The organism is Dethiothermospora halolimnae (assembly GCF_037577855.1).
GTDB classification, from domain to species: domain Bacteria; phylum Bacillota; class Clostridia; order Tissierellales; family VENL01; genus Dethiothermospora; species Dethiothermospora halolimnae.
In genome coordinates, this window is the sequence record NZ_JBAKFX010000029.1 from 33,595 (window position 1) to 48,717 (window position 15,123).

The 15,123-nt window shown below is 30.6% G+C and carries 13 protein-coding genes; 1 reads left to right on the plus strand and 12 read right to left on the minus strand.

Annotated elements, in window-relative coordinates:
• Positions 1-38: 38 nt before the first annotated feature.
• Complete coding sequence (locus V6137_RS12205; RefSeq protein WP_425448221.1) at positions 39-263, minus strand: TIM barrel protein; 225 nt, start codon at positions 261-263, stop codon at positions 39-41.
• An 87-nt stretch (positions 264-350) separates the two neighbouring features.
• Positions 351-1,805: a BMP family ABC transporter substrate-binding protein gene (locus V6137_RS12210; RefSeq protein ID WP_425448222.1), complete on the minus strand. Its 1,455-nt coding sequence runs from the start codon at positions 1,803-1,805 to the stop codon at positions 351-353.
• Between the two features lie 181 nt (positions 1,806-1,986).
• Between V6137_RS12210 and V6137_RS12215 the strand changes: the two genes are divergently transcribed.
• Positions 1,987-2,571 (plus strand): DUF421 domain-containing protein, encoded by a 585-nt coding sequence (locus V6137_RS12215; RefSeq protein ID WP_425448223.1) that lies wholly within the window; start codon positions 1,987-1,989, stop codon positions 2,569-2,571.
• A 106-nt stretch (positions 2,572-2,677) separates the two neighbouring features.
• On the opposite strand, the gene V6137_RS12220 is transcribed toward V6137_RS12215, so the two are convergent.
• The 10 genes from V6137_RS12220 to V6137_RS12265 all read right to left on the minus strand — a co-directional run bounded on the left by V6137_RS12220 (position 2,678) and on the right by V6137_RS12265 (position 14,944).
• Positions 2,678-4,384 (minus strand): peptide ABC transporter substrate-binding protein, encoded by a 1,707-nt coding sequence (locus V6137_RS12220; protein ID WP_425448224.1) that lies wholly within the window; start codon positions 4,382-4,384, stop codon positions 2,678-2,680.
• Between the two features lie 72 nt (positions 4,385-4,456).
• Complete coding sequence (locus V6137_RS12225; RefSeq protein WP_425448225.1) at positions 4,457-5,452, minus strand: ABC transporter ATP-binding protein; 996 nt, start codon at positions 5,450-5,452, stop codon at positions 4,457-4,459.
• Positions 5,452-6,471 carry an ABC transporter ATP-binding protein gene (locus V6137_RS12230; RefSeq protein ID WP_425448226.1) on the minus strand — a complete coding sequence of 340 codons (1,020 nt, stop codon included), beginning with the start codon at positions 6,469-6,471 and terminating at the stop codon, positions 5,452-5,454. Before V6137_RS12230 ends, V6137_RS12225 begins: the two co-directional genes overlap by 1 nt.
• A gap of 16 nt (positions 6,472-6,487) precedes the next feature.
• A complete protein-coding gene (locus V6137_RS12235) occupies positions 6,488-7,669 on the minus strand; it encodes an ABC transporter permease (protein WP_425448227.1) in 1,182 nt (393 codons plus the stop codon).
• A 15-nt stretch (positions 7,670-7,684) separates the two neighbouring features.
• Entirely contained in the window at positions 7,685-8,623 is a 939-nt protein-coding gene (locus tag V6137_RS12240) for an ABC transporter permease (protein ID WP_425448228.1), read from the minus strand.
• A gap of 474 nt (positions 8,624-9,097) precedes the next feature.
• Positions 9,098-10,189 carry a GerAB/ArcD/ProY family transporter gene (locus tag V6137_RS12245; RefSeq protein WP_425448229.1) on the minus strand — a complete coding sequence of 364 codons (1,092 nt, stop codon included), beginning with the start codon at positions 10,187-10,189 and terminating at the stop codon, positions 9,098-9,100.
• Between the two features lie 247 nt (positions 10,190-10,436).
• Positions 10,437-12,407, minus strand: coding sequence for an FtsX-like permease family protein (locus V6137_RS12250; RefSeq protein WP_425448230.1), 1,971 nt, complete (start codon positions 12,405-12,407; stop codon positions 10,437-10,439).
• On the minus strand, positions 12,404-13,159 hold the full coding sequence (locus tag V6137_RS12255) for an ABC transporter ATP-binding protein (protein ID WP_425448231.1): 756 nt from the start codon (positions 13,157-13,159) through the stop codon (positions 12,404-12,406). The genes V6137_RS12250 and V6137_RS12255 overlap by 4 nt, the downstream gene beginning before the upstream one ends.
• 83 nt (positions 13,160-13,242) lie before the next feature.
• Positions 13,243-14,253, minus strand: coding sequence for a sensor histidine kinase (locus V6137_RS12260; protein ID WP_425448232.1), 1,011 nt, complete (start codon positions 14,251-14,253; stop codon positions 13,243-13,245).
• Between the two features lie 4 nt (positions 14,254-14,257).
• Complete coding sequence (locus V6137_RS12265) at positions 14,258-14,944, minus strand: response regulator transcription factor (protein WP_425448233.1); 687 nt, start codon at positions 14,942-14,944, stop codon at positions 14,258-14,260.
• Positions 14,945-15,123 lie beyond the last annotated feature (179 nt).

Consider the following 15,123-nt stretch of genomic DNA (forward strand, 5'->3'; position numbering starts at 1 on the left):
TTTTATTAAGTTTAGAAAAAATAGCCAGTTAATACTGACTATTTTAAATAACCTTTTATTTTATCCATTGCCATATTTATGTATAAAGATAGATCATGTATATATGCACTTCCCAATTCAAAGGTTAAGTATCCATCATAATTATATTCCTCTGCATTGTGAAAAAACTCCTTAAATGGTATAATTCCCTCTCCCAACATCATATGGGTATCACTGGAACCATCACCACCTATTAAATGAATATAATTAAGTTTATCTTTCAACTTTCCAAAATAGTCCCCAATTGGTTCCCTTATTGATATTAGGGCTACTAGGTCTAGTTATGTATCCCCTGACCTATTTTTACAGTATTATTTATTTTTTAGAAACTTTGTATATTCCCTTTGATTTTTAGGAACGACTATTTCTCCACTTGAAATCTTATCTTTAACTTTTTCTATATCTTCTAAAATATCTTTAGGAACTAACTTACTTGTAGTCTTTGACAAGCCAATACCATTTTCCCTAATACCATAATATAATGTATTTCCTCCTTTTAGGGTTCCATTTATAAACTCCTTAGATACATCATAGAGTGCTTCATCTATTTTTTTTATAACAGATGTTAAAACGTTCTCTGGAGCTAAATAGCTTTGGTCCCTATCTACCCCTATGACATATGTATCATTTTTTTTAGCGGACTCTATCACTCCATTTCCAGTTCCTCCCGCAGCGTGAAATATTATATCTACACCGTTATCATACATTTTATTGGCAATTTCTTTTCCCCTTTCAGCATCTGCGAAAGTATCTGCATATTCTACTACTATTTCTATATTTGGATTTCCGTATTTTGCTCCTGCTATGTATCCATAATGAAAAGTATCTATTATTTCTCCTTCCATGCCTCCTACAAAGCCTATCTTATTAGTCTCTGTCATCTTTGCTGCTAAATACCCAGCTAAAAAAGATCCTTCTTCAGTTTTAAATAATACACATGTCATATTTTTAGGTATGTCCTCCACTATTACATCTATAAGACCATAGTTTACCTTGGGATTTGACTTTGCTTGTTTTAATGTATCCCAAGCTAATTTATAACCAATTCCAAAAATTAAATCATTATTATCCTTCTTAAGATTGTTTAAATTTTCAATATAATCAGAATCCCTCATTGACTCTGCATATCCTATATTAACATCAAAATCTTCCCCAACTTTTTTAAGTCCTTCCCAAGATAATTGATTAAAGGAGGCATCGTTTATTCCGCCTAAATCAGTTACCATGGCAATCTTTAATTTTAACCTATCAAAAACTTTATATATAATATTATAGGCTTCTTTCCCTTTTATAGTTTTATTGGGATCTTTTATATTATTTATCAAACCTAATTTTTCACCAACTTTTATATAATTTTGGGGCCAAATCCCATCTCTTGGTTCTTGTCCTAATACTCTAATCATCACCGTAATAAATTCACCATATGTAATAGGTTTACTGGGCCTAAAAGTACCATCTTCATATCCATTTATTAAATTCTTTTTACATGCAATAGATATATACTTATTTAATGGATTATCACTTTTTATATCCGTATATACATTATCATTTTCTACAACTTCATTATCTATTTCCAAAAGTTTTATAGCTATTTTTACCAACTCTCCTCTAGTTATAACATTATCTAACCCAAAAGTTCCATCATCAAGTTTTTCAATAATACCTTCACTATTTAATTCTTCCAACTTATTATCTTCTGCAAATCCCAATGATACTATTGAAAATATCATCAACGTTGATATTAATATTGATATTATTCTTTTCATTTTCATACCTCCACTATTATATTTTATAGACACATTCTATCACTTCATCACCATTAAATAATAACATAAGAGTATATTTTTGTTAACCCCTTCAATTCTACATTATTATTTATAAGCAACAATAAGAATTTAAAATAAGGTTTTGTATCATAATATATTTATAGTATAAAGGAGGGAGCTAATGGAATTTTTCGCAAGAATTTTAGCACTGATAGCTGGAGGAACTATACTTTTAAGAGTTGCTGGGAGAAAATCAATTTCCCAAATGACAATAGCCCAAACTATAATAATGATATCTATAGGTTCTTTAATAGTTCAACCTATTGGTAATAAAAGTGTACTAAGAACCCTAGGTATTGCAGCCATATTTATAGGATTTTTATTATTTGTAGAATGGATACAGATTAAGTCAAATGCTTTTGAAAACTTTATAACTGGTAAATCAAAGGTTATTATTGAAAATGGAAAAGTTGTTCCTAAGAACTTAAAAAAGTTAAGATTAACAGTAGATCAACTGGAGATAAGACTTAGACAACAGGGTATATCCAGTATATCCCATGTGAAAACTGCTACCCTTGAAGCAAATGGACAACTGGGATATGAGTTAAAAAGACATGCTAAGCCTTTGACTATAGGAGAGTTTGAGAAAATGATGGCAAACTATATTAATGTTCAAAATAAGGATAAAACCAACGTAGATAATATTTTTAGTGAAGTGGTAATTAAGGAACATGAACTAAGAAATAATAATAGATTAAAACAATAAAGAAAATAAAAAAATTAGTTGGGGGATTATGAATCCCCCAACAACTAATTGGCTTAAAATTAGAAACAATTAATTGGCTTAAGAAATTTTTATTGATTAGACTTCTTTACTTTTCTATATATATATCCCTTAAATATAATATTTCAACTGGACTCTTCCACCATCCCTTAACATAATTCTTCATAAGGTCTGGGTCTGTATTATAATAAATTGGACAAACAGTGTATCTATTCATCCACATATCCTCAGCTTCATGGAGTATCTCAGCAGCCTTTTCTTCATCAAGGGTAACCATTGCCTTTTTAACTAAGTTATCAAAATCGTCATTAAAATACCCTGAATAGTTATTTCCACTACCCTTACACCACATATCAAAGAATGTCATAGGATGAACATAATCAGCTCCCCAACCAATCCTTGCTACTTGATAGTTTCCCTCTTCCAATGTAGCTAAATGAACTTTCCATTCTTGATTTGCCAGTTCCACATCTATATTTAAATTCTTTTTCCACATCTCTTGAATTGCTTCTGCTATTTTTTTATGTCTTTCACTATTGTTATAATTAATCGTAATCTTAGGGAAATCTTTTCCTTCTGGATACCCAGCTTCAGCTAATAATTTTTTAGCTTTCTCAATTTGGGCTTTAGGCTTAATATCATAATCGCTACCAGCTTTCCTAAACTCCTCTCCTCCATAATTTAATCCACTGGGGACTAAACCACTTGCTGGAATTGCTCCATCCATAGTTACTGTATTCACAATTGCCTCTCTATCTATGGCTATTGTTAAGGCCTTTCTTACTGTTTCATTATCAAAGGGGGCCACATTATTATTGAATACATAATAATATAAACCTAATCCTGGTAAAATATGAAACTCATCACTTTCCGACATTAACCTTGGGATTTCAGCAACTGGAACTGTATCTGTACCATCTAAATCCCCCGCTTCGAATCCTGCTAATGCAGTGGATTCTTCATCAATAAAAGTTCCCACAAATTTTTCAAGTTTAACATTGTCTGCGTCCCAATAATGGGGATTTTTTAGTAAAATAGCCTTTTCATTATGCTTCCATTGTTTTACATAAAATGGACCATTACCTACCATTCCGTCATCACATATTCCCCATCCCTCTGGATCTTGACTCACTACATCTTCCCTAACTGGAAAAGTTGTAACAAATGTTAGTAATGATAAGAAGTAGTTTACAGGTTCATTAAGGGTTATCTTTAAAGTATTATCATCTATAGCTTTTACTCCCACTTCATCTAAATCTATTTCACCTTTATTGGCTGCCTCAGCATTTTTTATAGGATATAAGAAATATGCATAATCAGCAGCGGTATCTGGTTTTAGTACTCTTTTCATTGAGTATTCAAAATCCTTGGCTGTAACAGGCTTACCATCGGACCACTTTGCATTTTTTCTTAGATAAAAGGTATACTCATTACCATTTTCATTTACATCCCATTTTTCCGCTACTCCTGGCCCTATGGTACCATCTTTTTCAACCCTTGTTAGGCCTTCACAAGTGTTATTAAGAATATTAATACCAACAGTTTCTGTAGCTTTTCCCGGGTCTAAAGTTTCCGGTTCAGCTCCCATATTATAAGTAAATACTTGAGAAACTTCTGTTTCCTTCTTTTCCTCTTTTTCTTCTGTTTTTTCTTCTTTTTCCTCTTTAACATCCTTTTCCGCTACATCCTCTTTCTTAGTATCATCAGTTGAGGTGTCATCATCATTACCACAACCGACAAATCCGGTCATAATTAACATCATAACCAACATTATTGATATTACTCTTTTTAACATAAATATCCCCCTTTTTTATATTTTTTTATAAAATTTTAATTACTTAGACATATTACCAATATATCTGTCTTTCTAACTACTAGACTTTAGTAAGTGACAGGCTACAAAATGTTCTTCATCAACATCATTTAGTTTTGGTTCCTTCTCTTTACATATATCCATAGCATATTTACATCTTGTTCTAAATCTACAACCAGCCGGTGGGTTAATAGGGCTTGGTACCTCCCCTTCTAAAACTACCGTTTGACGTTTCTCTGTAACATCTGGATCTGGGATAGGTATAGCAGATAATAATGCCTTAGTATAAGGGTGTTTAGGCTTATTATAAAGTTCTTTACTAGATGCTATTTCTACAATTTTACCAAGATACATAACCCCTATTCTATCTGAAATATGCTTAACCATAGATAAGTCGTGGGCAATAAAAAGATAAGTAAGCCCCATATCCTTTTGAAGATCTTCAAGCATATTGACCACTTGAGCCTGTATGGATACATCTAATGCTGATATTGGTTCATCACAGACAATAAAACTAGGTTCAACTGCCAATGCTCTAGCTATTCCTATACGCTGTCTTTGTCCACCACTAAATTCATGGGGAAATCTATTTGAGTGCTCTTTTTTTAATCCTACTTTATTTAAAAGTTCATAGATTATCTCTTGTCTTTCACTTTCATTGCCAATATTATGTATATCCAGTGGTTCTCCTATAATATCTCTAACAGTCATCCTAGAGTTTAAGGAAGCATATGGATCTTGAAAAATCATTTGTATTTCTTTTCTGATATTTTTTAAACTTCGCTCCTTTACCCTACCAATTTCCTTGCCCCTAAAGTAAATTTCCCCACTTGTTATATCATATAGTCTTGTAATACATCTTCCTGTAGTTGTTTTTCCACACCCTGATTCTCCAACTAAACCAAAGGTTTCTCCCTTTCTAATATAAAAACTCACATCATCCACCGCTTTAGTATAAACGGTGTTTTTTCCGAAAAACCCTTTTTTTACGGAAAAATATTTCTTTAGATTCTTTACTTCAACTAAAATATCCTTTGTTTTTTCTTCCATCATATTGCCCCCTTTTGAACACCTATTTTAATATCAACTTTAGGTGCTTCTCTATGGAGTAGCCAGCACATTGCCTTATGTTTTTCATCTATGTTAAAATATGGAGACAATCTTTCTTTACATATTCTCATAGCATGGGGACACCTATCAGCAAAGGGGCATCCCTTTGATGGATGGATTGAATCAGGAGGAGAACCTGGTATAGGTATAAGTCTTTTCTTTTCCCCTAAATCCAGCCTAGGTATGGATTTTAATAATCCCACAGTATAAGGGTGTTTGGGATTATAAAATATATCCCTAGATGTTCCCTGTTCCATAATAAGTCCACCATACATAACTACAATCCTTGAACATACATCGGCAACTACACCTAGGTCATGGGTTATAACTATAATAGATGTATCTATTTTCTCTTTTAAGTCCTTCATTAACTTTAATATCTGATCCTGTATAGTTACATCTAAAGCTGTAGTTGGTTCATCTGCTATAAGTAAGTCAGGCTCACAAGAAAGGGCTATTGCTATCATTACCCTCTGTCTCATGCCCCCACTGAATTCATAGGGATAATTGTTAATTCTCTTTTCTGGTGATGGTATTCCCACCAGTTTTAACATATTTATTGCCTTTTTTCTAGCTTGTTTTTTATTTAATTTTTGATGTCTTATTATAGCCTCCACAATCTGATTTCCAACTGTATATACAGGATTAAGGGATGTCATAGGATCTTGAAATATCATAGCTATTTGATTGCCTCTTATTTTTAACATTTCTCTATTTGATTTTTTAACTATATCTTGCTCCTTAAATAATATCTCTCCATCTACTATTTTACCTGGATGCTGCAATAGCTTCATTATGGATAATGAGGTAACACTTTTACCACTACCAGATTCCCCTACTATTCCTATTGCTTCCCCTTTATTAACTTCAAAACTAACTCCTCTAACCGCCTGAGCCTCTCCTAAATGTGTGAAAAAAGAAGTTTTTAATTTTTTTACTTCCAATAATGTTTCTGCCATTATCTACACCCCTTTTCTATTTACGTAACCGTGGGTCTAAAGCATCCCTTAACCCATCTCCTAAGAAGTTAAATGCAAGCATGGTTATACAAATCGCAATAGCTGGAGAAAATAACTGGTATGGATAAGATCTTAAAGAAGCCAACGCATCATTTGCTAAAGTACCCCAGGAAGCCTTTGGTGCCGAAACTCCCAATCCTATGAAACTTAAAAATGCCTCTACAAATATTGCCCTTGGAATCATCATAGTCATAGAAACAATTATGGGACCCATGGCATTTGGTAATAGGTGTCTAAGTAATATTCTAAAGTGGCTTGCTCCTATTACTCTAGCGGACATAACATACTCTTCTTCCTTCAAACTCAACACTTGACCTCTAACTATCCTAGCCATTTGAACCCAATAAACCGACCCTAAAGCTATAATTATTGGTTTTAACCCTGAGCCTAAAACCACCATTAACAGAATTACATAAAGCATAAGGGGAACCGTACTTATAATATCAACAATACGCATCATAATATTATCTACTTTACCACCGGCATAGCCTGATATTCCTCCATATAATATTCCTATAAAAAAGTTAACAATAGTTGCAATAAAAGCTATAAGTAATGAAATTCTAGCTCCATAAATAACCCTTACTAAAACATCCCTGCCAAGGTCATCGGAACCTAGATAGTAGGTTTTATTCCATACCTTTTTATAATATGGAAATTGGTCCCCACTTTCATTTAAAAGATCGAATGGCTTTTTACTAAAATCAACAATAACTTTCTCACCATTTATCTCATATACCTTATTTTTCTTTATTACATCTTGTTTTATTGGATCTAGTAACTTTAAAACTTTCCCATCTTTAGATGTAATATATAATTTAAGTCCACTGGCTAAGTGCACATATGTATTATCTGATATTTTATGTAATCCCAATCTAGGGCTCAAACTGGCAAACCTTAAATTTTGATCAGAATAGCTATAGGGCGAGAAGAGAGGGCCAAATATGGCTATCAAAATTAATAAAACAACTACCCCTAACCCTATCATTGCTAGTTTATTTTTCTTTAGTCGTCTCCATGAATCTTGAAAATAAGTAAGGCTTTTTCTATTTATTGCTTCATTATCCTTATCTTCTTCATCAATTCTTTCCCACATTTCCTTTGATATGATTTCATCATTATTTTTTAAGTCTTCCATATGTTTTCCCCCTCTCTACTTGTCAAATTTAATTCTTGGGTCTACTAATACATAAATAACATCCACTATAAACACCATAATTACTAAAAATGCTGCATAGAATACTGTTATTCCCATAATGGTGGTATAATCTCTATTTGTTATACTTTGAACAAAGTGTCTTCCCATTCCCGGTAATGCGAAAATCCTCTCTATTACAAATGATCCCGTTAAGATAGCTGCCACCATTGGTCCTACATAGGTTACAACCGGTAAGATGGAGTTTCTTAGTGCATGTTTAAATATAACGATTCTTTCTGGTATTCCCTTTGCCCTCACCGTTCTTATATAATCCTGCTGCATAGTCTCTAACATACTTGAGCGTGTGAGTCTTGTTATAAAAGATAGAGAGTAACCCGATAGTGCTATTACTGGCAATATGTATCCTGTCCAATCATCTATACCAAAGGTAGGAAATAATCCTAACTTAAGTGAAAAGAAATAAATCAATATAGTCGCTAACACAAATGCAGGTATTGTTATTCCTAATGTTGCTAAGAACATAACTGTATAATCCTGCCAGCTATTTTGTTTTAATGCCGATAATATTCCAAAGGGAATTCCTACTATTAATGTTAATAATACAGAGAGCCCCCCTATCTTTGCAGATGTTGGAAATCCATCTTTTATAAGCTTATTTACCGACATACCTTCATATTGAAATGACGGTCCCAAATCAAATGTTGCAATTCCCTTTAGATAATCAATATATTGTATAGGTAGTGGATCATTTAAGTTGTATTTTTCTTCCAGTGCTTCTTCTATAGCTGGAGGTACCTTTTTCTCCTTTGTAAAAGGTCCCCCAGGTATAGAATGCATTAATATAAATGTAAATGTTGTTACTAAAATGATAGTTATGAGCATTGATATTAACCTTTTAAAAATAAACCTTCCCAACTCTTCCACCTCTTTCATAGTTCCATTTGAGTACCTAAATCTCTAACCTTTAAACCCCTCCCTCCAAAGATTAAACTAAAAATGAGTATTTTGTTTCTCTTTTATGTTTATTCAGAAAATTCAGTTATTATGTTTTCATATACCTAATTTATTTTTATTTATTTTATAAAGTATTAAATTATCGTTTGTCTAGATATTATTAAGATTTTTTAAGAATTTAAGTTAAAGCTTGTACTTTTTTTATAAAAAACAAAAGCGCCGTCGGCGCTTCTTTGTTCTGCCCAGAGTTCAATGTACAGAGAGCAGAGAATTGGTGAGTCCATAAGTTTATGTAGGGCTTCAATATATTGAAGCCCTTAAGTCTTCTTCTAGAAGACCTATCATGCCATAAACTGTATTTTTCAACAAGCTGTGGGATTACGAACCCCCCCAGCAACTAAATTTTATTATTGTTATACATTATATAGCCTCATATCATTTTATTATATCCACTTATTGTATAAGTTTTGCTCTTTTCTTTTTAATCTCTGCTATAATCCATATTATTAATGGTAAAAATATTTGAAATGGAAGATGATAATAAGGCCACACTTCTCTATTAAACTCATAATAATACATTACACTCTTATATTGAATATGGGATAGATTGGTTACTAATAATGCTATGGGAATTATTATAATCTTATAATCTTTAAAATTAAATATTTTTCCAACACCTTTACATGCACTAACTATTAGTATTGATATTTTAATAAATCCTCCTAAAAAAAATATAATAATTATTCCTAATTCTATTCTTTGTCCCAAGTTAGATATATTTATTCCTGCAATGGTAGTATATAAAGGATAATAATAGCTCTCTGTTACATTTAAACCCCAAACTAAAATATTATTTGTAGAAAGTATGGCTAGATATCCTATTCCTATTAACATTCCTAAAATATATATTTTATAAGGAGAAGTTTTTTTACTAAATGTTGAAAAAGTCATAGTAAAAATCACGATTTGCATAATAGGAAAAGCCAATACACTAAGGGTTCCCATAAAAACAGGTTTAGCACCTTCATAAAGTATTGGTTTAAGCTTTTCAATATCCATCTCAGGTATTAAAAATACTACTATAGCAACTAAATAAATAAGTAGTACTATAAGAAAGAGTCTACTACTTCTCCCTAAAACTTCTATTCCCTTCTTAGCTCCTAAAATACATAGTATTATCAAAGATAACTTAGTAATTATTTGGGGAGTCTCTGGAAAACTAATTAAGTTTATAAATTGACTATATATAACAACTATATCTCCAGCTATAAAAATGGAAATCCATATATATATTAATATAATTATTTTAGATATTATACTGCCAAAACAAATTTCAATAATATCTAAAAAGTTTTTACCTGGAAATATACAATGAAGCCTTGCATATACTAGCATTAATGGAAATCCGGTCAATATAGCTAGTATATATGCTAACCAAACATTTCTATCCGCTGACAATGCTTGAGCAAATATTGAAGATCCTCCAACTATAAATAATACTAAAAGAGATATCCCTTGTTTTTCTGAAATAACTTCTTTATTCAAAATATCTTCCTCCTAGGGCTATTTCCATTAGTATTTGATATAAACTATTAAATATTCCCCAAAAAAAGAACAAAGGCGCCGTTGGCGCTTCTTTGTTCTGTGCAGGGTGCAAGGTGCAGAGATCAGGGAATTGGTGAGTCCATAAATTTATGTAGGCTTAAATATATTAAAGCCCTTAGGTTTTCTTCTTGAAGACCTATTATGCCAAAGAATGTTAAAATCTTTACGACCTTTATATACCTTCATATTACTCTATTACCTCAGCTATATATTTTTTCTTTGTTATAAAGTAAAATACCATTTGAAACAAGAAATATATTGCTACAACAATTATAGAGTTTAAGATTAATTCACTGTATATAGATATATCCATCATCATTATAGCTATATATCCTATACCGATAAAACTTCCCATGATCAATGGAATAAAAAACATAACCTTTAGTTCCTTCGATATTATTTTTTTCATTTCAATGTCTGTTATACCTACTTTCAGCAATTTTCTATATCTTTTTTTTCCTATTTCTATATCATTATATATTTTAAAATATAAAACTACTCCACTGGAAATAAAAAATAGTAACCCTATAAATATCATAATAAATAGATAAAAACCATTTTCTTTAAGCATAGCATTGTATTCCACTACTTTCGAAACAAAATTTAGTCTTAATTTCCAAGCATATCGTAATTGATATTTATCTTTATCCGTTGATATATTATTTACTTTGAGTATTTTTTCTAAAAGTTTATCATGGATACTTTCTGTCTTTTTCCAGTCTTTAAAATTAAACAAATGAAATTCCCCTACTTTCGACTTACTTATATCCTTTAATACTCTTTGATAATCCTGGTTATCTATTATTATAAAGTGGGTGCTATCTGCCGATTTATTTATAAATGCTCCAGACCCCTCACCTTGTAATTGAAAGTCATATGCTTTACCACTAGCTTCATCAGATACCTTTATAGATTTTTCATTTTCAGATAGTGACATAACCTCATCACTAGTCTTCCATAAAATAGCTTTACCTCTACTTACATCTATATCTACTTCTAATATCTCCTTTAGTATTTGATCCGATATTATTGGAATAAATCTAGTCCACCATCTGTATTGACCCTTCTGTCTTGTGGCTATTTTCATTTGCAAAAATTCCATATGTTTTTTTTCAGTAAGCTTTGTATCTCCACTTTTTAATATTTTATCTAGCTCAGCACTAGGGATATTATTTCTAGTATTTGTTTCAATATACATCATGTCATAGGGTTGTTCAGCCTTAATCATATCTGGAATTCCCATATAGACCCCATAACATAACCCTATAAAAAATACTACTGTTGCACTTAATACCGTTATAGTATAAAGTATATTTTTGTATTGCCTAAATCTATAACTTATATCCGTTAAGCCTATTATATTTCTAAAATATATTTCTTTATTCTTTTTTGTAAAGTATATTAATATATTTCCAAACTGAGATATGGTTAAATATAATCCTACTAAGCACATTATTATATATAAAGATACCATCCCCCCTGTCCTTTTAGATATTTTTCCTGTAAATGTAAAGTACATTAATAAAAAAGATAATATTAACAATATAAGTCCTAAAATCCCTAACAAAGGACGATAACCTTTATATATATCACCTTTTCGTGATACTTTTATAATATCGGTTATTTCTAGTTTTCCTATATAAAATTTAGTTAATATTAGTATTATCAATAAAGATACCAAAAAAACTCCACTGGTTAATATATAGCTTTTATAGCTTAAGGCATAGCCCTCTATGCCTATATTTAATATTCTTACTATTATCATAAAAAATACCCTTGAAAACACAGTAGCTATTAATAATCCAACTATAAGGGATATTATGACTATCAAACTATTTTCAACCCTTATTATCCTATTTATATCCTTTTTAGTCATTCCCAATGTTAAAAATAATCCGAATTCTTTTCCCCTAGACTTTGTAAAAGAAATATATGAATAACTTATAAAAACAAAAGAAAATACAACAAGGGCACCAAAAATCATATTTATCATACCTTCAATTGGAGTGTGCTTAACCGCCCTCTCTATTTCTTTATTGTAAAGTAAGGTACTATAGATAAATAATACTGTTATAGAAAATAAACTACATCCTATATATGATATATATCTTTTGACATTAAATTTAAAATTTTTAATTGCTATATCTTTAAATGTCATCTTCTATCACCACCCATTACTGCAAGGCAGTCTAATATCCTATCAAAAAATTCTTTTCTATTTTTCTTTTTCATTATTTCCATATGTATTTTTCCATCTTTTATAAATATTACTCTATGACAAAAACTCGCTGCAAAGGCATCATGGGTAACCATGAGTATAGTACTTCCCCGACCTTCATTCATTCTCTTTAGATTATCCATTACATTATTAGATGACTTTGAATCAAGATTACCTGTTGGTTCATCTGCAAGGACAATAACTGGATCATTTATAAGGGCTCTACAGATTGCTGTCCTTTGCTGCTGTCCCCCAGATATATTATAGGGATATTTATCACCTATATCATATATATCAAAGAACTCCATAATAACCTTTGATTTATTTTCCATTTTACTAGACCTATTACCATCTAAAATCATAGGTAACATAACATTTTCTTTTACAGTTAAACTATCTAAAAGGTTGAAATCTTGAAAAATATACCCAATATTTTCTCTCCTAAATAAAGCTAGGGAGTTTTTATTTAAATCATCTATATTTTTACCATTTATTTTTACTTCACCGGATGTAGCTTTATCTATCCCTCCCAATATATTTAGAAGTGTAGTCTTACCACTTCCCGATGGTCCCATAACCCCCACAAATTCTCCCCTTTTCACCTTTATATTAACCCCATTTAGAGCATTTGTAGTATTACTTTCATTTTTGCCTCCATATACCTTTATAAGACCTTTTGTTTCTAAAACCATAATCTCTAACCTCCCATCTTATTATTTATTTTTATTTTATATCCATTAGGAATTGTTAGAAATCTAATTATCTTACAACTGCATTACATTTTTGAAAGGTATCTTATCTTTACCGTGGTACCTTCACCTTCTTTAGAATCTATAGTAAGTTCTTGACCTAATTTATCTGCTATAACACTACATATATACAGCCCTATTCCTGAAGAGTTCTTATATTTTCGTCCATTTTCTCCTGTAAAAAATGGTTCAAACACTCTATCGAGGTCATAAAATGGTATACCAATACCTTGATCTTCAATGGAGAAATATATATACTTGTCTTTTTTTTCTATATCAAAAAATATATTTTTACCCTTTTCTCCTCTACTGTATTTTATCCCATTAGAAATGATTTGCTTTAACATAAATTGATTCCATTTTTTATCAGTTAATATATATACATCTTCTTTACTAAATAATATTTTAGGATAAACCTTACTATAAATAAAATTACTTCTTTCATCATTAATAACTTGTTTTAGTGAATCATATAAGTTTACTACCTCTGGAGTATAGTCAGTGCTAAAATCTTCAATTCTTATAAGGTTTAAGATCTGTTCTAGATTATCATTTAGTCTACTATTTTCCCTTTTGAATTCCATAATCAGTTCATCATCATAATCTTTTTTATCTTCTATCTTTTGAATTATTAAACCTATTACAGATAAAGGAGTCTTCATATTATGAACCCACTGGGAGAAAAATTTAGTACTATCCTTCATTTGATTTTTTAATTTATATATTTTTTTATTATATTGACTATGAATAGCGGTTATTACCCTTAGTACTTCTTCCCTTTCATATGTATCTACTTCTATACCATAATTGGGATTGTCTATAGATTTTCTAATACTTTTATTAAACTTTATATATCTATAAAGGGGTATTGATATAAATAGAAAGTATATAAAAAAAGAAACAATTAATGGATATTTAATAGGAACCTTTCCATCGGTATACAAGTAAAAAAATAATATTATGATAAATGTATTTGAAAAGTATAATAATGTCTTTGCTATATTATCTTTTAAATATTTTTTTATAATATTCTTCATAAAATCATCCTATCATATTAGAATCCAAACTATATCCAATACCCCGTTTAGTTTTTATTGCCCCTTTTATACCTATCTCCTTTAATCGATTCCTCACCCTAGTAACATTTACATTTAATGTATTGTCCTCAACAAATAACTCGTTATCCCATAATACCTCTAAAAGCTCTTCTCTAGTTACTACATTATCCTTATTCTCCATAAGTTTTTTTAACAATTTAAACTCATTTTTAGTTAATGCTATATTCTTTCTATCAAAATACATATTAAAGTTTCTATCATTTAGATACAAACCATTTATCTTTAAAGTATTTTCATCTTTTAGCATCCTATAATTTCGTCTTATATTAGCCTTTAACTTGGCTAATAGCAACTGAAAGCTAAAGGGCTTTGTTATATAATCATCTGCCCCAAACTCCATACCCATGACCTGTTCTACCTCTGAAGTTCTAGCAGAAATTATGATTATAGGTACATTTGATCTTTTTCTTAAAATCTTACAAATATAAAAACCATCATAATAGGGAAGATTTATATCAAGAAGAACTAAATGGGGTTTAACCCTATCAAATTCAGCCTCTATATCTTTGAAATCCTCCACTGTAAATACCTCATAACTATATTTTTCTAAAAAATCTTTCACATGCTTGACTAATCCTTCATCATCTTCAACTAAAAATATCTTATACATAATACCACCTCAAGAAATTTTTTAATCCTTTGGTTTATTATATCATTTATTTATATAGAGTAGGAGGTAGATAATTAATTTATCTACCGGCCTCTCACACCACCGTACGTACCGTTCGGTATACGGCGGTTCACTAAGACAATCTGAATTTTTCATACTGTGAAGATAAACTTGTAAAG

What these genes read in the sequence shown, in the direction of transcription:
- V6137_RS12210 (WP_425448222.1), bottom strand. Translation starts at nt 1,805, where the DNA reads ATGAAAAGAATAATATCAATATTAATATCAACGTTGATGATATTTTCA.
- V6137_RS12215 (WP_425448223.1), top strand. Translation starts at nt 1,987, where the DNA reads ATGGAATTTTTCGCAAGAATTTTAGCACTGATAGCTGGAGGAACTATA.
- V6137_RS12220 (WP_425448224.1), bottom strand. Translation starts at nt 4,384, where the DNA reads ATGTTAAAAAGAGTAATATCAATAATGTTGGTTATGATGTTAATTATG.
- V6137_RS12225 (WP_425448225.1), bottom strand. Translation starts at nt 5,452, where the DNA reads ATGGAAGAAAAAACAAAGGATATTTTAGTTGAAGTAAAGAATCTAAAG.
- V6137_RS12230 (WP_425448226.1), bottom strand. Translation starts at nt 6,471, where the DNA reads ATGGCAGAAACATTATTGGAAGTAAAAAAATTAAAAACTTCTTTTTTC.
- V6137_RS12235 (WP_425448227.1), bottom strand. Translation starts at nt 7,669, where the DNA reads ATGGAAGACTTAAAAAATAATGATGAAATCATATCAAAGGAAATGTGG.
- V6137_RS12240 (WP_425448228.1), bottom strand. Translation starts at nt 8,623, where the DNA reads ATGAAAGAGGTGGAAGAGTTGGGAAGGTTTATTTTTAAAAGGTTAATA.
- V6137_RS12250 (WP_425448230.1), bottom strand. Translation starts at nt 12,407, where the DNA reads ATGACATTTAAAGATATAGCAATTAAAAATTTTAAATTTAATGTCAAA.
- V6137_RS12255 (WP_425448231.1), bottom strand. Translation starts at nt 13,159, where the DNA reads ATGGTTTTAGAAACAAAAGGTCTTATAAAGGTATATGGAGGCAAAAAT.
- V6137_RS12260 (WP_425448232.1), bottom strand. Translation starts at nt 14,253, where the DNA reads ATGAAGAATATTATAAAAAAATATTTAAAAGATAATATAGCAAAGACA.
- V6137_RS12265 (WP_425448233.1), bottom strand. Translation starts at nt 14,944, where the DNA reads ATGTATAAGATATTTTTAGTTGAAGATGATGAAGGATTAGTCAAGCAT.